17 protein-coding genes and 2 tRNA genes are annotated in these 19,262 nt (G+C 52.9%); 2 read left to right on the top strand and 17 right to left on the bottom strand.

Going from position 1 to position 19,262, the window contains the following annotated elements; all coding sequences use genetic code 11:
- Nucleotides 1-25: 25 nt before the first annotated feature.
- From SC206_RS07000 to SC206_RS06990, 3 genes are read right to left on the bottom strand one after another with little or no spacing between them, the layout of a single operon-like run.
- The gene (locus SC206_RS07000) at nucleotides 26-1,195 is read right to left on the bottom strand and encodes an ABC transporter permease (RefSeq protein WP_332735520.1); all 1,170 of its coding nucleotides are present in this window, start codon (nucleotides 1,193-1,195) and stop codon (nucleotides 26-28) included.
- Nucleotides 1,192-2,352, bottom strand: coding sequence for an ABC transporter permease (locus tag SC206_RS06995; protein ID WP_332735828.1), 1,161 nt, complete (start codon nucleotides 2,350-2,352; stop codon nucleotides 1,192-1,194). The genes SC206_RS07000 and SC206_RS06995 overlap by 4 nt, the downstream gene beginning before the upstream one ends.
- On the bottom strand, nucleotides 2,352-3,329 hold the full coding sequence (locus SC206_RS06990) for an HlyD family secretion protein (RefSeq protein ID WP_332735518.1): 978 nt from the start codon (nucleotides 3,327-3,329) through the stop codon (nucleotides 2,352-2,354). Before SC206_RS06990 ends, SC206_RS06995 begins: the two co-directional genes overlap by 1 nt.
- A 231-nt stretch (nucleotides 3,330-3,560) precedes the next feature.
- On the opposite strand from SC206_RS06990, the gene SC206_RS06985 reads away from it, so the two are divergent.
- Nucleotides 3,561-4,598, top strand: a complete 1,038-nt coding sequence (locus SC206_RS06985; RefSeq protein ID WP_332735516.1) for a luciferase-like monooxygenase — start codon at nucleotides 3,561-3,563, stop codon at nucleotides 4,596-4,598.
- Nucleotides 4,599-4,689: 91 nt separating this feature from the next.
- On the opposite strand, the gene SC206_RS06980 is transcribed toward SC206_RS06985, so the two are convergent.
- A complete protein-coding gene (locus SC206_RS06980; protein ID WP_332735514.1) occupies nucleotides 4,690-5,478 on the bottom strand; it encodes an SDR family NAD(P)-dependent oxidoreductase in 789 nt (262 codons plus the stop codon).
- 96 nt (nucleotides 5,479-5,574) lie between these two features.
- Here SC206_RS06980 and SC206_RS06975 point away from each other — a divergent pair, with 96 nt between their 5' ends.
- Nucleotides 5,575-5,943, top strand: a complete 369-nt coding sequence (locus tag SC206_RS06975) for a MerR family transcriptional regulator (protein WP_332735511.1) — start codon at nucleotides 5,575-5,577, stop codon at nucleotides 5,941-5,943.
- Between the two features lie 101 nt (nucleotides 5,944-6,044).
- Here SC206_RS06975 and SC206_RS06970 read toward each other — a convergent pair whose 3' ends face one another.
- From SC206_RS06970 to secG, 13 genes are all read right to left on the bottom strand, one after another.
- Complete coding sequence (locus SC206_RS06970) at nucleotides 6,045-7,967, bottom strand: DEAD/DEAH family ATP-dependent RNA helicase (protein ID WP_332735509.1); 1,923 nt, start codon at nucleotides 7,965-7,967, stop codon at nucleotides 6,045-6,047.
- Nucleotides 7,957-8,031, bottom strand: coding sequence for a protein YrbN (yrbN, locus tag SC206_RS22070; RefSeq protein ID WP_223499600.1), 75 nt, complete (start codon nucleotides 8,029-8,031; stop codon nucleotides 7,957-7,959). The genes SC206_RS06970 and yrbN overlap by 11 nt, the downstream gene beginning before the upstream one ends.
- Nucleotides 8,032-8,152: 121 nt before the next feature.
- Nucleotides 8,153-9,037: a lipoprotein NlpI gene (gene nlpI / locus SC206_RS06965; protein WP_332735507.1), complete on the bottom strand. Its 885-nt coding sequence runs from the start codon at nucleotides 9,035-9,037 to the stop codon at nucleotides 8,153-8,155.
- 129 nt (nucleotides 9,038-9,166) lie between these two features.
- Complete coding sequence (pnp, locus tag SC206_RS06960) at nucleotides 9,167-11,290, bottom strand: polyribonucleotide nucleotidyltransferase (RefSeq protein ID WP_442976036.1); 2,124 nt, start codon at nucleotides 11,288-11,290, stop codon at nucleotides 9,167-9,169.
- A 328-nt stretch (nucleotides 11,291-11,618) separates the two neighbouring features.
- Nucleotides 11,619-11,888, bottom strand: a complete 270-nt coding sequence (gene rpsO, locus SC206_RS06955) for a 30S ribosomal protein S15 (protein ID WP_332735505.1) — start codon at nucleotides 11,886-11,888, stop codon at nucleotides 11,619-11,621.
- Nucleotides 11,889-12,044: 156 nt separating this feature from the next.
- On the bottom strand, nucleotides 12,045-12,989 hold the full coding sequence (gene truB, locus SC206_RS06950; RefSeq protein WP_332735503.1) for a tRNA pseudouridine(55) synthase TruB: 945 nt from the start codon (nucleotides 12,987-12,989) through the stop codon (nucleotides 12,045-12,047).
- Nucleotides 12,989-13,402: a 30S ribosome-binding factor RbfA gene (rbfA, locus tag SC206_RS06945; RefSeq protein ID WP_045049019.1), complete on the bottom strand. Its 414-nt coding sequence runs from the start codon at nucleotides 13,400-13,402 to the stop codon at nucleotides 12,989-12,991. Before rbfA ends, truB begins: the two co-directional genes overlap by 1 nt.
- Before the next feature lie 95 nt (nucleotides 13,403-13,497).
- Entirely contained in the window at nucleotides 13,498-16,200 is a 2,703-nt protein-coding gene (gene infB / locus SC206_RS06940) for a translation initiation factor IF-2 (protein ID WP_332735498.1), read from the bottom strand.
- A 24-nt stretch (nucleotides 16,201-16,224) separates the two neighbouring features.
- Nucleotides 16,225-17,733 carry a transcription termination factor NusA gene (gene nusA / locus SC206_RS06935; protein ID WP_332735496.1) on the bottom strand — a complete coding sequence of 503 codons (1,509 nt, stop codon included), beginning with the start codon at nucleotides 17,731-17,733 and terminating at the stop codon, nucleotides 16,225-16,227.
- 21 nt (nucleotides 17,734-17,754) lie between these two features.
- Nucleotides 17,755-18,207 (bottom strand): ribosome maturation factor RimP, encoded by a 453-nt coding sequence (gene rimP / locus SC206_RS06930; protein WP_332735494.1) that lies wholly within the window; start codon nucleotides 18,205-18,207, stop codon nucleotides 17,755-17,757.
- A gap of 228 nt (nucleotides 18,208-18,435) precedes the next feature.
- Nucleotides 18,436-18,512, bottom strand: a tRNA-Met gene (locus SC206_RS06925).
- Nucleotides 18,513-18,605: 93 nt separating this feature from the next.
- Nucleotides 18,606-18,692: transfer RNA gene (locus tag SC206_RS06920), tRNA-Leu, on the bottom strand.
- A gap of 150 nt (nucleotides 18,693-18,842) precedes the next feature.
- Complete coding sequence (gene secG / locus SC206_RS06915) at nucleotides 18,843-19,178, bottom strand: preprotein translocase subunit SecG (RefSeq protein ID WP_332735492.1); 336 nt, start codon at nucleotides 19,176-19,178, stop codon at nucleotides 18,843-18,845.
- Between the last annotated feature and the right edge of the window lie 84 nt (nucleotides 19,179-19,262).

Here is a 19,262-nt window from a genome sequence, read left to right as displayed (position 1 = left end):
TTAAATAGTCAAACAAACCGTTATGTTAATCGTTTTTCAACGGCTTCTTGCGATGGAGCAGCGTGCGCAAACGGCCGCTGTCACGCAGCATGCCGAGCGCGATGCCAAGGCCGGTATAAAACACGCACAACAACAGCAGCACCGCGATATCGCTGCCGACCTCGCTGAACTTCAGGCCCATCTGATTTACCCCCGCGATGGCCTTGGTCGCCCAGGTTGAAGGCAGCATTGACGACACGCCGTATACCCAGCCGGGCTGCGCCTGTCGCGGCCAAATCGTGCCCGACAGATAAAATACCGGCATGGTCACAAACGACAGCGTCAGGTAAATCATCTCGACGCTGCGCAAACACTCGGTGACAAACTTGCCGAGCCCCATGACGGCGAGAACGAACGGGAAAGTCAGCAGCAGGATTTCGGGAATGCTCGCCGTCTGCCGATAGCCCAACACCCACGGCCAGAGCACAAACAGCACGATGGAGAGAAACAGCCAGATGGGCACCAGCGCCGACAGCGCACCGAAAAAGGCAGGCAGCGAGGCTTTACCGTCCGGCGTGTTTTTCAGCGTGATATTGACCCGCACGCTGGCAATCAGCAGCGAGTGTTGCAACAGCATCACCAGCAGGCCCGGGAAAATAATCGCCGCAAAACTAATGCCGGGGTTAAACAGGTCCAGCGTCTGCCCCACTATCGGCGTGAGTAGCACGTTGGCCTGTCGGCTGCTAAAACCGTTTTGCAGCAGCAACTGGGTATTATATTGCGACAACAGGCTTTGATACGCCGCCACTACATCCTGCTGGATCTGCCCGTTTGCCAGCCGGTTGGTCGCATCGCCATAGACCGGAATCACAAGGTCTTCACCCGCCAGAATCTTTTTCTCGAGATCGACGGGCATGATAACCACCGCGAACAGCTTGCGCAGCCCCAAATCGCGCTGCGCTTCGGGAATACTGTCGTAGCTGACCGTTTTGATTTTCGAAGTGGCATCGAGATCGCGCGTTAGCAGCCGACTCGCGGTGCTGTGGTCCTGATCGATAACCGCGACGGGGAGATCCCATACGGTGCGATGAGCATAAACGGTGCTCATCAGGCACAGCGAGATAAGCAGCATCATCCACATCGGCTTATCCAGCATGCCGTAGAGAGAATGGGTGAAGGTGTGCCAGTAAACGGAAAACGCGTCGCGACGTTTCATTTGCCCGGCTCCTGCTTTTTCAATCGCAAATAGAGTTTGCGATGCACCAACAGGCCGGTGACCAGTGGATAAACCAGCAGCACGGCGCAAACGCCCAGAATACGGGTGCTCGGCACCTGACGAAGGAAGACGTCAAACATCGCGTTGAGCGCGTGGGTCAGCGGCTCGATTTCCGAAATAATCTGCGCGGGTAATGACATCGAAAGCTCAGGCACCGCCATTCCGGAAAAAGTCAGCGCGAGGCCCACGAAGGTCGCCATTAAGGTGTAAGCCGTGATGGTGGTGCTGGTGAAGGTGAACAGCAACAGTCCGAGGCTCTGCGCCGATATCACATAAAAGAAGGCAATAATCAGCATATCCAGCGGGTTACCGCTAACCCGCGCATCAAATACGCCCACCAGCAGCGCAATTTCGACCATCAACAGGGCGGTGAAACAGAGCGTGTAAGGCGCCAGCTTGCCGAGCAGCCCGAAGGTAAAGGACGGCGAGGCAAGCAGCGACTGGCTACGCGCCATCACGTAAATCATGCAGGTGACGGTAAACAGTTGCAGCAGGTGGATGGTCGCGCCGAACTGTTGATAGTAAATATAGCTGCCGCTGGCGTTAAACAGGCTGCCATAAGAGAGATCGACGCTGGCGAGCGAAGGCACGGTTTTGCCGATTTCGGTCGCGATAATAGTGCGATAGCTAGTGTTGAGTTCGGTAATCAGCCCGCTGAAATCTTGCGTCGAATAGAGGCCCGCGCCGTAAAACAGCGCGTTGTAATAGAGCACCGCGCTGGGTTGGCGTCCGGCCAGCACGTCGGCCTCAAAGCGTGGCGGAATGTAGAGCAGCGCGTAATCCTGCGCCGTGCGGAGCCGATATTCCGCTTCGGGAAGCCCGCCTTGATAGGCCACAACGTGCGCGTGTGAACCGGCATCGAGTTTGCGCGTCAGCTCGCGTGACAGCGTGCTGTGATCGCTATCGACCACGGAAACCGGCAGGTCGAGCAGCGTGCCTTCCGAAAAGTTGCTGGCGATCAGCGCGAATAAAATCAGCGGAAAACACCAGCATAACCAATGTATTACCGGCTGGCGAAAGGCCGTTTTGACCTCGGCGTTAAACGCGCGACCAAAGCAGCGCCACGCGGCTTTAATACGGTGAGTTGCGTGCGCCATTAGTGCGCGGCTTTCCACTGCCACAGCGCGCTCATGCCCTGTCGCAGGCCAGCGACCGGCTGTTGCGGATAGAGTCGCACTTCGAAAGTCTTGAGGTCGAAATCGCCGGTGGCGCGGGTGGCGCGCTTGGTGGCGTAATCCCCCAATGGCGCGATATAGCGCACTTCAGCTTCAACCTCTTTATTACCGATACCCGGCACGCGCAGCTGAATCTTGTCGCCTTTTCGAATGCCGGCCAGAATATCTTCACGCAGATTAAACACGAAATAGGCCTGCGGCAGGCGAACCAGCGTCAGCAGCGGGCTTTCGGCACTTTCGAGTTCACCCACTTCAGTGGGGATCGGCCCGACTTCGCCATCGACGGGCGCTTTTACCTGCAAGTCATCGGTTTGCGCTTTGATCTCCAGCAGGTTCTCTTCTGCCGCCCGCAGCTCGGCGGCGTAAACATCACGCTGCTCAATACGATCGCCGTTTACCCCCTCGTCGAGATTGGCTTTGGCCGCCTGAACCTGTTGATAGGCGCTGTCACGCGATTCGCGGGAAGCTTCGAGATCTGACTGCGAAACATAGCCTTTCGCCGCGACGCGCGCGTTTCGATTATACAGGTCACGGGCATTGACGTAGGTCGCCTGCGCCTGTGCCAGCGCGGCTTTCAGGTTGCGGATGCTCTCTTCGCGCGTGCCGTTCAGCGACAGGTCAAGCTGAGCTTTGGCCTGATCCCGCGAGGCTTGCAGCGATCGCAATTGCGCCATCAGCTCGGGGCTGTCCAACGTGATCAACAGTTGGCCCGCCTTGACGTCATCACCACGGCGCACGTGACGTTCAATAATTCGACCCTTGGCTTTCGAAGCAACAATCACTTCGGGAGCGTCAACTTCACCCTGCAACAATAAAGACTGATTACTGGCGCGAAAAAGTACGGCAAGAGAAATCACTACTGCCACCAGCAGCAGGGTAAACAACACCTTTTTACTCATCGTTCTCTTACCTTTTTATCTAATTAACCGGACTATTTTTAGCACATAATCCGCTATTTTATAAGGTTTTGAATTGTGTTGAGTTACTTCATAAAAAGCGGCTAACTCCAGCTATACCGCTCAAATAGCGTATTCAGCGTGCAGGAAATGGGGAATACTGGGTCTATTATTAGACGATGATTAGCTGGCAAAGATTTTACGTTTGCCAGAGCCTACAAGGTGAAGAAAACTATGTCTGAAGCACAAGCTAAACACATTCCCGTCCCCTTCTCCGTGCTCGATCTCGCGCCCGTTCCACAGGGCAAAACGCCAACTAACGCTTTCGAATGTTCGCTGGATCTGGCGCAGCACGCTGAAAAATGGGGCTACCAGCGTTATTGGTTAGCGGAACACCACAACATGACCGGGATTGCCAGCGCGGCAACCTCGGTGCTGATTGGCTATATTGCGTCCGGAACCAAAACTATTCGCCTCGGATCGGGCGGCGTGATGCTGCCTAACCACGCGCCGTTGGTGATTGCCGAACAGTTCGGCACCTTGGCGACGCTCTATCCTAATCGTATCGATCTCGGCCTGGGCCGCGCGCCGGGTACTGACCAGCGCACCATGATGGCGCTGCGCCGCAATATGTCCGGCGAAATCGATAACTTCCCGCAGGACGTGCAGGAACTTCAGCACTATTTCGGCGAAGTTCAAACGGGTCAAGCCGTGCAGGCGGTGCCGGGTCAGGGATTACACGTGCCTATCTGGCTGCTCGGCTCAAGCCTGTATAGCGCCCAGCTGGCCGCCGCGCTTGGCCTGCCTTTCGCCTTCGCCTCGCATTTTGCCCCTGACATGCTTTATCAGGCGCTGGCGATTTATCGCAGCAAATTCAAGCCTTCCGCCCAACTGCAACAGCCGCACGCGATGGTCTGCGTCAATGCAATTGCGGCAGATACCGACGAAGAAGCGCGCCGGATGTTTACCTCGAACCAGCAGCAATTTATCAATTTGCGTCGCGGTAATCCGGGCAAACTGCCTGCGCCGGTGGATAATATCGAAAGTCTGTGGTCTGCGCAGGAGCGTTTCGGTGTCGATCAGGCGCTGCGTCTGTCGGTAGTGGGTAATAAAGAGAGCATTCGTCAGGGATTACAGGCGATTTTGCGTGAAACCGACGCCGACGAGCTGATGATCAACGGGCAGATTTTCGATCATGCGGCGCGTCTGCGTTCGTTCGAAATCGTCTCAGAGCTTCAGGGCGAAGTATTTAAAACGCCGCGTATTGACTGATCCTCTGCTCTAGATTTTCTTCTGAAAACCCAATCGAGCCTATTGATCGTGATGTTCAATAGGCTTTTTTCGACTGTCGGAGTTAACGCCTTTATGTTGGCCGCAATATTTTCTCCGCGACAAGCAGCAGGCGGCGACGGGTCAGAAAGCGTGATAATTGTCCTAGCAGCCAATTATTGCAGCCGGTAATCAGCGAGTTACGATTCTTATCAACGGCACGAAGAGCCTGATAAACTACGCTTTTTGGCGTCATCCTTTTTCCGACCGAAGCTTCTTCAGCATTGACCACTTCAAAAAAGGCGGTATCTGTCGCCCCCGGACAGAGGGCCAAGACACGAATCCCGCGCGTCCAATTTTCGGCCCAAAGTGCATTCGAAAATGAAAGCAAAAACGCTTTGCTTGCGCCGTAAATCGCCATATAGGGATCTGGCTGCATCGCCGCCGTCGACGCAACGTTAATAATCACCCCCGAACCGCGCGCCAGCATGGCGGGCAATAGGGCGTGAGTCAGCTCAACGGGAACGAGACAATTGATCTGCACTTCTTCTTTCTGGCGTTCCACCGATTGCACCTCGAAAAATCCGTAAGTGCCAAAGCCGGCATTATTTATCAGAATATCGGGTGACAGGTGCAATTCATTTAGCCGCGCAACAATGGCAGTATTCGCCTGCGCCTGCGCTAAATCCTGCACGATAACCGTAGTGTCAATGCCGTGCTTTTGCGTTAATTCGGTGGCAAGGGCATCCAGTTTTTCCCGGGAGCGGGCAATCAAGATTAACGCGACGCCGCGTGCAGCGAGCTGATGGGCAAACTCCAGGCCAATTCCCGACGACGCGCCCGTAATCAGCGCCGTTTTATGAGTGTAATCAAAAGAATCCATGTTTCTCTTCCTGTTTGACGATATGCTGAAAACAGCATAAACCGTGGAGTAAGGTCTACGGTCAAGCACAACTCAACTCACTCAAAGCAGGTCATAATGAGAATTGGCGAACTCTGTTCAAAATCCGGATTGCCTAAAGATACGGTGCGTTATTATGAGCGTCAGGGTCTGCTGGAAAAAATTCCGCAGCCCAACGGCAGCAATAATTATGAAGTCTATTCCGCCGTGGATTTACAGCGTTTGAAGATGATCAAACATGCCAAGATGTTGGGCTTCACTCTCGCAGAAATCGCCGACGTGCTGGCCGTATGGGTAGATAAACAGTTTACCGCTGAACAAAAACGCGCCTGCCTGCAACGCAAACTGGTGCAAATTGAAGAGAAAGAAAAAGCGTTGGCCGAATTGCGAGCTGGCATTAACAACGCGCTGAATAAAGTCGGGCAGCCGTGTGACGACCTTTTTTGATGACTGCGTGAAACAAAAACAAGAAGTATTAGGGCAAAAAAAACCAGCCCGGAGGCTGGTTCTTATTGCTCATCTATCAAGACTTTTGAATGTCGGACAGATTATGCGTCAGTAGTGCGACGTGGTGCGCGGCTTGGCGGACGACGATCGCCAGCTGCAGAGTTGCCACCTTCACGACGTTCGCCGTTGAATGGACGACCACGGCCTGCACCACCTTCACGACGTTCGCCGCTGAAAGAACGTGGAGCACCGTTACCACGACGCTCACCGCCAGCTGGACGCTCACGACGATCGGACTGTGGTACTGCATCGCCCATCAACTGCATGTTCATCGGCTTGTTCAGGATGCGGGTACGGGTGAAATGAGACAGAATCTCGCCCGGCATACCTTTAGGCAGCTCGATAGTTGAGTGGGTGCCAAACAGCTTGATGTTACCGATGTAACGGCTGCTGATGTCGCCTTCGTTAGCGATAGCGCCAACGATGTGACGAACTTCAACGCCGTCATCACGGCCAACTTCAATGCGGTACAGTTCCATCTCGCCAGCATCACGACGTTCGCGACGTGGAGCAGCACCATCACGCGCTGGACGATCGCCATCACGTGAAGGACGGTCACCACGAACAGGACGGTCGCCACGAGCTGGACGATCACCACGGTCTTCAAATTCGCGACGCGGTGGACGGCTTTTGAAGATTGGGTCAGCGGCAACGATCAGAGGACGTTCGCCCTGTGCCATTTTCAGCAGTGCTGCGGCCAAAGTTTCAACATCCAGCTCTTCTGCAGGCTGAAGCTGAGCCAGCAGCGCACGGTATTGATCCAGATCGCTGCTTTCAAGCTGCTGCTGAACTTTAGCGGCAAACTTGGCCAGACGACGTTGACCCAGCACTTCTGCAGTTGGCAATTCCACTTCTGGAATAGTCAGCTTCATGGTGCGTTCTACGTTGCGCAGCAGGCGACGTTCGCGGTTCTCAACGAACAGCAGCGCGCGACCAGCACGGCCAGCACGACCGGTACGGCCGATACGGTGAACGTAAGACTCTGAATCCATAGGGATATCATAGTTTACAACCAGGCTGATACGCTCAACGTCCAGACCACGTGCTGCCACGTCGGTTGCAATCAGAATATCCAGACGGCCATCTTTCAGACGTTCCAGAGTCTGCTCACGCAGGGCCTGGTTCATGTCGCCGTTCAGTGCCGCAGAGCTGTAACCAGAACGTTCCAGCGCTTCAGCCACTTCCAGGGTCGCATTCTTGGTGCGAACAAAGATAATAGCCGCGTCAAAATCTTCAGCTTCAAGGAAACGTACCAGCGCTTCATTTTTACGCATACCGTGTACAGACCAGTAGCTCTGGCTGATGTCCGGACGCGTAGTGATGCTTGACTGGATGCGAACTTCCTGCGGATCTTTCATGAAGCGACGTGTAATACGACGAATCGCTTCTGGCATGGTTGCAGAGAACAGCGCGGTCTGATGGTCAGCCGGGATCTGCGCCATGATAGTTTCTACGTCTTCGATGAAGCCCATACGCAGCATTTCATCGGCTTCGTCCAGTACCAGACCGCTCAGGTTAGAGAGGTTCAACGTACCGCGTTTCAGGTGATCCAGCAGACGACCCGGGGTACCCACAACAACCTGTGGACCCTGACGCAGAGCGCGCAACTGCACGTCATAACGCTGGCCGCCGTACAATGCAACAACGTTAACGCCGTGCATGTGCTTGGAGAAATCGGTCATCGCTTCGGCAACCTGAACCGCCAGTTCGCGGGTTGGAGCCAAAACAAGAATTTGTGGTGCTTTCAGGGAAGCATCAATGTTGTGCAACAGTGGCAGCGAGAAGGCTGCAGTTTTACCGCTACCGGTCTGAGCCATACCCAGAACGTCGCGACCGCTCAACAGGTGAGGAATACACTCAGCCTGGATCGGTGATGGTTTTTCGTAGCCCAGATCGGTCAGGGCAGAAATGATCGGAGCAGACAGCCCCAGGTCAGCAAAAGAGGTTTCAAGCTCAGTAGTCATGTACACGTGCCTCATTAATAATGGCAGCCAGTCTACATAACTCGTCGAGAAAATTTTCAGTCATTTTCATTGAAAAGTGTGAACCGGCTCAAATTAGTTTATAAAACGAACAAAGCAACCCTCGCCAATAAAGGCGATTAAAAATGGCATAGGCCATGGTTAATCAGGCTGATTAGTGTCGTCAGCTATTGCTGGTCCGATTCTGATAGGTCGTCTTGCTCTTGGCCCAAAAGCGCCAATTCCAACAATGCATAGCGGTGCTCAACAAAGTTATGTACGTTGTTAGCTACCGTCAGTTTGAACAGTGCAGAAGCGCTGTCCTTGTCCCCCAGACTTAGGTAATGCTTACCTAAATAGAAGTCAGTTTCACTGAGATGCTCAGCGAGCGAAGTGTTATCCGTTGCTTCTGCCTTTAGGCGGTCCATCAGCGTGGATTCGCTGATTTTGCCTAGGTAGAATTCGACGATATTCCATCCCCATTGCCCTCTGTCCGCTTTGTCGTAACGCTCTTGAAGCGCTACTTCGGCATTCTTGGGATTGATTTCTCGCTCCGCAAGGTATAGCCACAACGAACGGAAGGGATCATTTGGATCGTCTCGATAAAACGCCTGCAAATCATCCTGCGCTAGCGAATATCTGCCACCGTAATACAGGGCGATACCGCGATTCAAACGCGCGTAATTGTAAGTTGGATCAAGCTCTAGTACAGAATCAAACGCTTCATAGGCGGCATCGTAGTTGCCGGCCTGCGTTAGGTAAATCCCCAGGTAGTTAAAAACTTCTGGCATATCAGGACGAATAGATAGCGCTTGTGAGAAATCATTTCGCGCTAGTGCTCTGAGTCCGAGACTATCATACAGCACACCGCGCTCATATAATAGCTGTGCGCGCTCATCATCTGTTAATGAACGACTGGCAAGTATTTGTTCCATACGCGCCAGGATCACTTCCTGCTGCAAAGTAGGCTGCAACGGGATTGCCAGGACTTCGTTTTTGCGCCAATCATGGTTGCTGCATCCTGCCAACAAAAGTGTTGTCGCAACATAACAACAGCGCAAGAAAGGCTTCATTTCAACTCCCGAAGACAAACATTGGACAAACATCCTGTTATCCGCTTGCTTAGCACAAGCGCTTCCTGCGCTCATGATACGAACAACTCCCAGCTATTACGCCGGGAGCTGTAAACTACAGGTTACAGATTACTCTGCAGCTGGTTCAGCCGAATCTTCAGACGGGGTGGTCGCTTCTTTAATGCTCAAGCGCACACGGCCCTGACGATCAACTTCCAGAACCTTAACCGGCACTTCCTGACCCATCGTCAGATAGTCGGTCACTTTCTCTACGCGCTTGTCGGCGATTTGAGAAATGTGGACTAGGCCTTCTTTACCGCCACCGATGGCAACGAACGCGCCAAAGTCAACGATACGGGTAACTTTACCCTGATAGATACGGCCAACTTCGATTTCAGCAGTGATTTCTTCGATACGACGGATAGCGTGTTTCGCTTTCTCGTTGTCGGTCGCAGAAATTTTCACGGTGCCGTCATCTTCGATTTCGATGGTAGTGCCCGTTTCTTCGGTCAGCGCACGGATTACAGAACCACCTTTACCGATGACATCTTTGATTTTGTCAGCGTTGATTTTGATGGTGTGAATGCGTGGCGCGAACTGCGAGATATCGCCGCGAGATTCGCTGATTGCATTGTTCATCACGCTCAGGATGTGCGTACGCGCGCCCTTCGCCTGGCTCAGTGCAGCCTGCATGATTTCACGGGTGATGCCTTCGATTTTGATATCCATCTGCAGAGCAGTGATACCGTCGATGCTACCGGCTACTTTGAAGTCCATGTCGCCCAGGTGGTCTTCGTCACCCAGAATGTCGGACAGTACAACGAAGTTGTCGCCATCTTTAACCAGACCCATCGCGATACCCGCAACGGCAGCCTTGATTGGCACACCTGCGTCCATCAGAGCCAGTGACGCGCCACAAACGGAAGCCATTGAAGAAGAACCGTTTGATTCGGTGATTTCAGATACCACGCGCACGGTGTATGGGAAATCTTCAAACTTAGGCATCACTGCCAGCACGCCGCGTTTCGCCAAACGGCCGTGACCGATTTCGCGACGCTTAGGTGAACCGACCATGCCGGTTTCGCCTACGGAGTACGGAGGGAAGTTATAGTGGAACAGGAAGGTGTCAGTTTTGGCACCCATCAGTTCGTCGAGATTCTGCGCATCACGGGTAGTACCCAGAGTTGCGGTAACCAGCGCCTGCGTTTCGCCACGGGTAAACAGTGAAGAACCGTGGGTACGTGGCAGCACGCCAGTACGCACGTCAAGCGCACGGATGGTGTCTTTTTCACGGCCATCGATACGCGGAGCACCGCTCAGTACGCGGCTACGCACTACGTTCTTCTCGATTGCGCCCAGCAGGTCGGAGATTTCGCCAGCGTCCAGCGTCTCTTCTTCGGCCAGCAGGGAAGCCGTGACTTCGTCTTTGATGACGTTGATGCGAGCGTAACGCTCTTGCTTGTCGGTGATGCGGTAAGCGTCGCCCAGCAGAGATTCAGCTTTAGCGGCAATGCGAGCGTGCAGCGCGGCGTTAACCACTTCTGGCTGCCAATCCCACTTAGGCTTGCCTGCTTCGGCAACCAGCGCGTTGATTTCGTTGATAACGATTTGCTGTTGGTCGTGACCGAATACTACTGCACCCAGCATCTGCTCTTCGCTCAGGATCTCGGCTTCGGATTCAACCATCAGAACCGCGTTCTGAGTACCGGCAACCACGAGGTCCAGCTTGCTTTCAAGCAGTTCTTCAGCCGTTGGGTTCAGCACGTACTGGTCGTTGATGTAACCGACGCGTGCAGCACCGATTGGGCCGTTGAACGGAATGCCAGACAGGCTCAGCGCAGCAGAAGCACCGATCATCGCAACGATGTCCGGGTTAACCTGCGGGTTCAGAGAAACAACGGTCGCAATAACCTGAACTTCATTCAGGAAGCTGTCCGGGAACAGTGGACGAATTGGACGGTCGATCAGACGGGAAGTCAGGGTCTCGCCTTCGCTTGGACGTGCTTCACGACGGAAGAAGCTACCCGGAATTTTACCGGCAGCGTAAGTACGCTCCTGGTAGTTTACAGTCAGCGGGAAGAAGCTCTGGCCCGGCTTGGCTTTTTTCTGGCCAACAACGGTAACGAATACCGCGGTGTCGTCCATGCTAACCATAACAGCGGCGGTGGCCTGACGAGCCATCATACCGGTTTCGATAGTTACGGTATGTTGACCGTATTGAAATTTACGAATTTTCGCATCAAGAAATGACAATGTATGATCCTTTTTTGGCGACGCGCAGCTGTTATGACAGCAGTTCACGTCAATAAAATCTGAACTTCACATTACATCCTCGCGACTAATGACAATCCTTAATCCTCTCGGCGGGATTAAAGTCTCTCATTAGCCGCGCGAACCTCAGCAATGGAAGATCTCGCTAACAATCTACTCTATAACACTCTACTTTTTTATAAATCGTCACTAACAAACGCATTTATAAAAAAGTAGCGTAGAAACAAGGGTTCTGGCAAGAAACAGTTTACCGATGCTCCCTAGAATAAAGGGGCCAACTTGTGGCCCCTTTACACTGAAACTCGCTAACTTAGCGACGCAGACCCAGACGTTCGATAACGGTGGTGTAGCGTGCTACGTCTTTGCGCTTCAGGTAATCCAGCAGCTTACGACGCTGAGAAACCATACGCAGCAGACCACGACGGCTGTGGTGATCTTTTTTGTGCTCGGAGAAGTGACCTTGCAGATGGTTAATCTGAGCAGTCAACAGAGCAACCTGAACTTCGGTAGAACCGCTGTCGTTAGTACCGCGACCGAAGTCTGCAACGATTTGAGCTTTCGCTTCAACGCTTAGAGACATAATGAACTCCAAAATATTATAGATTAATTAAACGGGCGCCGATCTCTAATTCAGCTACCCCATGCATAAGCTGCGCTATTCTACTCTTTGATATGCCCGATCGCAACATGAGCAACACTGTGTTAACTCGCCAGCCTGCTTTAACAGGCCCGCAATTTACTCAGGATACTCTACAACCAGACGTTTAGGAGCAACGCGGCCCTGATCATCGATTTCAGCAACACCGATGAACTTACGCTCTTCACCTTCGGTCATGCGCACCAGACCCGAAAGCGGTGCGCCCGACGCTTGCACCGGCTGGCCCTGCTTGACATAAGCGGCCACCACGGGCAGTAAATTGACTTCAGGAAAATCTTCACACGGACTGTCCATCGGCAGCAGCAGCGGGTCGAGCAGCGTGCGCGGCTCAACGCCTTCGGCTTCTGCCTGAGCAATCAGCGCGTTCAGCTGGTCCATCGTTACCATCCGTTCAAATGGATAGGTTGCCACCTGCAAACGACGCAGGAAAGTCACGTGCGCGCCACAGCCTAGCTTCTCACCCAGGTCATCGACGATGGTGCGAATATAGGTGCCTTTGGAACAGTGAATTTCCAGCTCGACTTCTTCGCCTTCCCAGCGGATGAACTGTAATTCATACACTGTGATGCTGCGTGATTCTCGCGGTACTTCAATCCCTTCGCGCGCATACTCGTAGAGTTTACGGCCCTGGTATTTCAATGCTGAATACATTGAAGGGATCTGCTGCGTCTCGCCACGGAAACTTTCAAGCGCCTCGTCAAGCTGGGCCTGAGTGAAAGTCACCGGACGTTCGGAAATAATCTGGCCTTCGGCATCAGAGGTGTCCGTGCGCTGGCCCATGCGGGCGATAACGCGATAACGCTTGTCGGAATCGAGCAGGAAACGTGAAAACTTGGTTGCCTCGCCGAGACACAGCGGCAGCATGCCGGTGGCCAGCGGGTCCAACGCGCCGGTATGCCCTGCGCGGTTGGCGTTGTAAAGGCGCTTCACCTTTTGCAACGCATCGTTGGACGACAATCCGAGTGATTTATCGAGTAATAAAACGCCGTGAATATCACGACCTCGGCGACGTGGGCGACTCATTATGATTCCTCGTCGTCGCCTGCGGCAGAACGACGTTCGGCATCATTTTTCACTACGTTGGTCACCAGGTTGGACATGCGCATGCCCTCAACCAGCGAGTTGTCGTAGGCAAAAGTCAGCTCGGGAACAACGCGTAAACGCATCGCCTTGCCAATCAGGGTACGGATAAAACCAGAGGCGTCCTGCAGGGCCTTGATACCGTTTTTAACACGGTCAGGATCTTGAGGTTCGCTGGTCAACACGTCCAGGAAGGTCACGAAAACTTTGGCATAAGCCAGGTCGCGGGAAACTTCAACGCCGGAAACCGTCGCCATGCCTACGCGCGGGTCTTTGACTTCGCGCTGCAGAATAATAGCGATCTCTTTTTGCATCTCTTGCGAGACGCGCTGGGTACGGCTGAATTCTTTAGCCATAATTTAATACTCCAAACTTGTACTTCACCAAGCCTCAGACAAATAAGGGGGCACAAGGCCCCCTATCGTTCTGGATACAATCGAAAACGTAAACGTTAAGCGATGGTACGTTTGATTTCGATGATTTCGAAGACTTCGATCACATCGCCAGGACGTACGTCGTTGTAGTTCTTAACGCCGATACCACATTCCATGCCGTTACGGACTTCGGCAACGTCATCTTTGAAGCGGCGCAGGGATTCCAGCTCGCCTTCATAGATAACCACGTTGTCACGCAGAACGCGGATTGGGTTGTTACGCTTGATCATACCTTCAGTAACCATACAGCCTGCAATAGCGCCGAATTTCGGTGACTTGAACACGTCACGAACTTCAGCCAGACCAATGATTTGCTGTTTGTATTCTGGTGCCAACATACCGCTCATCGCCTGCTTAACTTCGTCAATCAGGTTATAGATGACGGAGTAGTAACGCAGATCCAGGCTTTCGTTTTCTACGACGCGGCGAGCAGAAGCATCGGCACGTACGTTGAAGCCCAGGATGATAGCGTTGGAAGCCGCAGCCAGCGTCGCGTCGGTTTCGGTGATACCACCTACGCCCATGCCCACGATTTTAACTTTAACTTCAGCAGTCGACAGGTTTTGCAGCGCATCGGAGATAGCTTCGCAAGAACCCTGCACGTCAGATTTCAACACGATGTTCAGTTCAGAAACTTCGCCTTCGGTCATGTTCGCAAACATGTTTTCCAGTTTAGATTTCTGCTGGCGAGCCAGTTTAACTTCGCGGAATTTGCCCTGACGATACAGCGCAACTTCACGTGCTTTCTTCTCGTCACGCACAACGGTAACTTCATCACCCGCAGCCGGAACGCTGGACAAGCCCAGAACTTCGACAGGGATAGAAGGACCCGCAGAGGTGATATCGCGACCCATTTCGTCACGCATCGCACGCACACGGCCGTATTCGAAGCCACACAGGATGATGTCACCCTTGTTGAGCGTACCTTCTTGAACCAGAACGGTAGCCACTGGGCCACGACCTTTATCAAGGAAGGATTCGATGACAACGCCGCTTGCCATACCGGTGCGCACTGCTTTCAGTTCAAGAACTTCGGCTTGCAGCAGGATAGCTTCCAGCAGGTCGTCGATACCGGTACCGGCTTTCGCTGATACGTGGATGAACGGAGACTCGCCGCCCCACTCTTCCGGCATAACGTTGTACTGGGACAGCTCGGTTTTAACGCGATCGGGATCGGCTTCCGGCTTGTCGATTTTGTTCACTGCAACCACGATTGGCACGCCAGCGGCTTTCGCATGCTGTACGGCTTCGACGGTCTGAGGCATCACGCCATCATCTGCAGAAACAACCAGAACCACGATGTCTGTCGCCTTGGCACCACGAGCACGCATTGAAGTAAACGCGGCGTGTCCAGGGGTATCCAGGAAGGTGATCATGCCATTTTCGGTTTCAACGTGGTATGCACCAATGTGCTGGGTAATACCACCCGCTTCGCCTGCGGCTACTTTCGTTGAACGAATGTAGTCGAGCAAAGAGGTTTTACCGTGGTCAACGTGGCCCATGATGGTAACAACAGGTGCGCGTTGTTCAGCAGCATCTGAATCGCCGTTGTCACGGTCGCTCATCAGCGCTTCTTCCAGCTCGTTCTCACGACGCAGGATAACCTTGTGGCCCATCTCTTCAGCAACCAGCTGAGCTGTTTCCTGATCGATAACCTGGTTGATGGTCGCCATAGCGCCCAGTTTCATCATGGTTTTGATGACCTGAGAGCCTTTGACGGCCATTTTGTTAGCCAGTTCGGCTACGGTGATAGTTTCGCCCACGACAACGTCGCGGTTAACCGCTACGACAGGCTTGTTGAAGCTCTGTTGCAGGGTGCTTGGCTTGCGCTTGCCTTTGCCATTACGGCCAACGGCACGGGCTTCTTCGCGATCGGCTTTAGATTCAGACAGTTTATTGCCTTTCTTCTGCTTGGTCGCTTTTCCGCCACGGGTGCGCGCACGGCGCTCGCCTTCAACTTTCGCGTCGTTTTCATCTTCTGCAGCACGTGCGTGCTGGGAAGTGGTGACGTGGTAGTCAGCAGTTTCTGCTTCGGCTTCGCTAGGGGCAGGCGCTTCGGTCCAGACGCCGGAGTCAGCCATTTTACGTGCTTCTTCAGCAACGCGTTTGGCGTTCTCTTCGATTTTGCGCTGGGCTTCTTGTTCCGCTTTACGCTTAAGCTCTGCAGCTTCCGCTTCGCGGCGTACTTTTTCTGCCTGACCTGGCTTGGTTACTTCGTCGGTATGTTGATTCGTCACTTTATCTTTTTCCGCTGCGTCACGCTTAGCTTTTTCAGCGGCCTCACGTTTGGCTTGCTCAGCGGCTTCACGTTTAGCTTTCTCTTGAGCGGCCGCTTGCTGGACCTGCTCTTGTGCTACACGCTGAGCCTGTTCTTCCGCTTCACGCTTTGACTGCTCTTCCGCTTCGGCCTGGGCAACTTCTGCCTCGGTCATATCACGTTTAACATAAGTGCGTTTCTTGCGGACTTCGATTTGCACCGATTTACTCTTCCCGCCGGTGCTCGGAACATTAAGTGTACTACGCGTTTTGCGTTGTAACGTAAGTTTGTTTGTCGCATTCGAATTTCCACCATTCAAATGCGCCAACAGTGTTTCTTTTTCGTGCTGGGTGACAGAGTCAGCTTCAGACTTATCAATCCCTGCGTCAGCAAATTGCTGTACCAGGCGATCGACAGGAGTTTGGATCTCCGCTGCCAGCGATTTTACGGTTACATCTGTCATGCTGTTCCTTCCTGCTACAGTTTATTACGCATTGTCGCCGAACCAACAGATATTACGAGCGGCCATGATTAATTCACCCGCCTGTTCGTCATTAAGACCATCAATATCAGTGAGATCGTCGACACCCTGCTCGGCAAGATCTTCCAGCGTGCAAACACCGATTGCTGCTAGTTTAAACGCCATACTGCGTTCCAAACCTGCAAGATTCAGCAGATCCTCAGCAGGCTTGTTGTCACCGAGACTTTCTTCCTGTGCCAGGGCCAGGGTAGTCAGCGCTTCTTTCGCGCGTTCGCGCAGCGCATCAACCGTGTCTTCGTCCAGACCATCGATTTCAAGCAACTCGTTCACCGGCACGTAAGCCAGCTCTTCGAGGGTAGAGAAGCCTTCTTCAACCAGAACCGTCGCGAAATCTGCGTCGATTGCCAGGTATTTGGTGAAGGTTTCAATTGCAGCATGCGCCTCGGCCTGATGTTTGGCCTGCAGATCGTCTGCTGTCATCACGTTCAGTTCCCACTTGTCATCACCACGATGCTGCTTCAGAAGCTGGGAGGCTAAACGCACGTTTTGGCCGTTACGACCAATCGCCTGAGCCAGATTGCTGGCTTCAACGGCGATATCCATGGTGCACTTGTCTTCATCAACAACGATAGACGCGACATCGGCCGGCGCCATAGCGTTGATAACGAATTGCGCAGGATTGTCATCCCAGAGGATGATATCAATACGTTCACCGCCCAGTTCACTGGAAACGGCCTGAACGCGCGCACCGCGCATACCGACACAAGCACCAACAGGGTCGATACGCTTATCGTTGGTTTTTACTGCAATCTTGGCGCGTGAACCCGGATCGCGGGCTGCGGCCTTGATTTCAATCAGTTCTTCGCCGATTTCTGGTACTTCGATGCGGAACAACTCGACCAGCATCTCGTTACGTGAACGGCTAACGAACAGTTGTGCGCCACGCGCTTCAGGGCGCACAGCGTAAAGTACGCCGCGAATACGGTCACCGGAGCGGAAGTTTTCACGCGGAAGCATGTCTTCGCGCAGGATAACGGCTTCAGCGTTGCTGCCGAGATCCAGAGCGATGCTGTCACGGTTCACTTTCTTGACGACGCCGGTCACAATTTCGCCTTCCTGTTCGCGGAAAGCATCGACTACCATCGCGCGCTCGGCTTCACGTACTTTCTGTACGATGACCTGTTTGGCGGTCTGCGTGGTAATACGGTCAAAGGTGACGGATTCGATTTGATCTTCGATGTAATCACCCAACTGAATGGATGGATCTTCGTATTGCGCAGCTTCGATCGTGATTTCACGCGTCGGCTGAGTGACTTCGTCTACGGCTACCCAGCGGCGGAAAGTGTCAAAGTCGCCGGTCTTACGGTCGATGGTGACGCGAACTTCGATTTCCTGCTCGTACTTTTTCTTGGTCGCTGTCGACAATGCAGTTTCCAGCGCTTCAAAAATTTTCTCGCGCGGAAGGGACTTTTCATTCGAAACTGCTTCTACAACAGCCAGAATTTCTTTATTCATCCTAGTTGCCTCATCCTAACTTTAAAAGTGGGGTACCAGGTTCGCCTTCTGGATGTTGCTCAGTGCGAACACTTCGTCTTTCCCATCCACCGTAACCGTGATCATTTCGCCTTCGACAGCCTTGATTATTCCCTGCCATTTGCGGCGGTTCTGCATTGCCATTCGCAATACAACGCTTACTTCATCACCAAGGAATCGTTGATAATGGTCTGCGGTGAACATAGGGCGATCGAGGCCCGGGGAGGAAACTTCCAGGTTATAGGCAACGGTAATCGGATCTTCTACTTCGAGAACGGCGCTAACCTGGTGGCTGACATCAGCACAATCATCAACGTTGATCCCGTCTTCACTATCAATATAGATGCGTAGCGTCGATTGGCGAGCTCGAACGAACTCGATACCTACCAGTTCAAAACCTAAAGCTTCGACCGGTGCTGAAATCATCTCTGTTAACTTTTGTTCTAATGTGGACAAGTCCACCCCCAAGACATAAAAAAAGGGCCTATAGCCCAGTGATTCTGCTGCCAGTCTTATTGCCGAAACAATAATAAAAAACCCCGATAAATCGGGGCTTTATAGAACTGGACCCTATTTGCCGCAAGGCGGCTTCGGAGCACTTTCAGAAGGATTTTTTTCAAATGGATACTCGGAAGCACCAGGGAGGATACTAGCAGTATATTTGAAACAAACACTTGAGGAAAATGGTTGCGGGGGCCGGATTTGAACCGACGACCTTCGGGTTATGAGCCCGACGAGCTACCAGGCTGCTCCACCCCGCGTCCGAAAACAACGTAACGCGCATTTATATTATCGCGACTTGATGCCGCAAAATATTACGCCGATAACCGCAAGAATGCAAGTCATCAAAAGATTGGTACCGAGGACGGGACTTGAACCCGTAAGCCCATTCGGGCACTACCACCTCAAGGTAGCGTGTCTACCAATTCCACCACCTCGGCACTCTGTTTTCTCAATCGCGCTTACTGTCCAAGTAATTGCAATTGTTTAGAACCCTTTACTTCCAAGCCCTGACGCTGGCGTCAAATGCTTTAAAATCTTTTCTACAACCTGATACTGATTTACTGCAACTTCTGTACTTTTACTGCAACTTACTTAGGAATATCGCTGCTTGGGCCCGTTGGAGCTGCCGGTGCAGTAGTCTGCTCAGATTTAACTGGCTGACCGAGATTTTCCCACTCGCTGCCGCTTTTGCTCTTATTGGTGCTCATGTTCCCCAGAATCAAACTAATGACGAAGAACAGCGCCGCCAAAATAGCCGTCATGCGGGTCATAAAGTTACCGGAACCGCTCGAACCGAACAATGTGCCTGATGCACCTGCTCCGAAAGAGGCTCCCATATCTGCGCCTTTACCTTGTTGCAGCATAACCAGACCTACAAGGCCGATTGCCACGATAAGGAAAATCACTAGAAGAGCATCGTACATAGTTGTACCTGTATCCTTGCGGGTTCACCGCGTGCTAGTTGCTTCACACCTGCTTCTTACTATCACTAGCTGTAAGCCATCAAG

This window comes from Rouxiella sp. T17 (assembly GCF_036663475.1).
In the GTDB taxonomy this organism is placed as follows: Bacteria; Pseudomonadota; Gammaproteobacteria; order Enterobacterales; family Enterobacteriaceae; genus Rouxiella.
Note: the sequence above shows the minus strand (reverse complement) of the source record. Positions and strands in the feature narration are given on the sequence as shown.

Bases quoted from the DNA above. Each gene is read 5' to 3' on its own strand.
- SC206_RS06995 (WP_332735828.1), bottom strand. From the start codon at position 2,352: ATGGCGCACGCAACTCACCGTATTAAAGCCGCGTGGCGCTGCTTTGGT.
- nlpI (WP_332735507.1), bottom strand. From the start codon at position 9,037: ATGAAGCCTTTCTTGCGCTGTTGTTATGTTGCGACAACACTTTTGTTG.
- truB (WP_332735503.1), bottom strand. From the start codon at position 12,989: ATGAGTCGCCCACGTCGCCGAGGTCGTGATATTCACGGCGTTTTATTA.
- secG (WP_332735492.1), bottom strand. From the start codon at position 19,178: ATGTACGATGCTCTTCTAGTGATTTTCCTTATCGTGGCAATCGGCCTT.
- SC206_RS06985 (WP_332735516.1), top strand. From the start codon at position 3,561: ATGTCTGAAGCACAAGCTAAACACATTCCCGTCCCCTTCTCCGTGCTC.
- SC206_RS06990 (WP_332735518.1), bottom strand. From the start codon at position 3,329: ATGAGTAAAAAGGTGTTGTTTACCCTGCTGCTGGTGGCAGTAGTGATT.
- rbfA (WP_045049019.1), bottom strand. From the start codon at position 13,402: ATGGCTAAAGAATTCAGCCGTACCCAGCGCGTCTCGCAAGAGATGCAA.
- infB (WP_332735498.1), bottom strand. From the start codon at position 16,200: ATGACAGATGTAACCGTAAAATCGCTGGCAGCGGAGATCCAAACTCCT.
- SC206_RS06975 (WP_332735511.1), top strand. From the start codon at position 5,575: ATGAGAATTGGCGAACTCTGTTCAAAATCCGGATTGCCTAAAGATACG.
- rpsO (WP_332735505.1), bottom strand. From the start codon at position 11,888: ATGTCTCTAAGCGTTGAAGCGAAAGCTCAAATCGTTGCAGACTTCGGT.
- nusA (WP_332735496.1), bottom strand. From the start codon at position 17,733: ATGAATAAAGAAATTCTGGCTGTTGTAGAAGCAGTTTCGAATGAAAAG.
- SC206_RS07000 (WP_332735520.1), bottom strand. From the start codon at position 1,195: ATGAAACGTCGCGACGCGTTTTCCGTTTACTGGCACACCTTCACCCAT.
- SC206_RS06980 (WP_332735514.1), bottom strand. From the start codon at position 5,478: ATGGATTCTTTTGATTACACTCATAAAACGGCGCTGATTACGGGCGCG.
- SC206_RS06970 (WP_332735509.1), bottom strand. From the start codon at position 7,967: ATGACTACTGAGCTTGAAACCTCTTTTGCTGACCTGGGGCTGTCTGCT.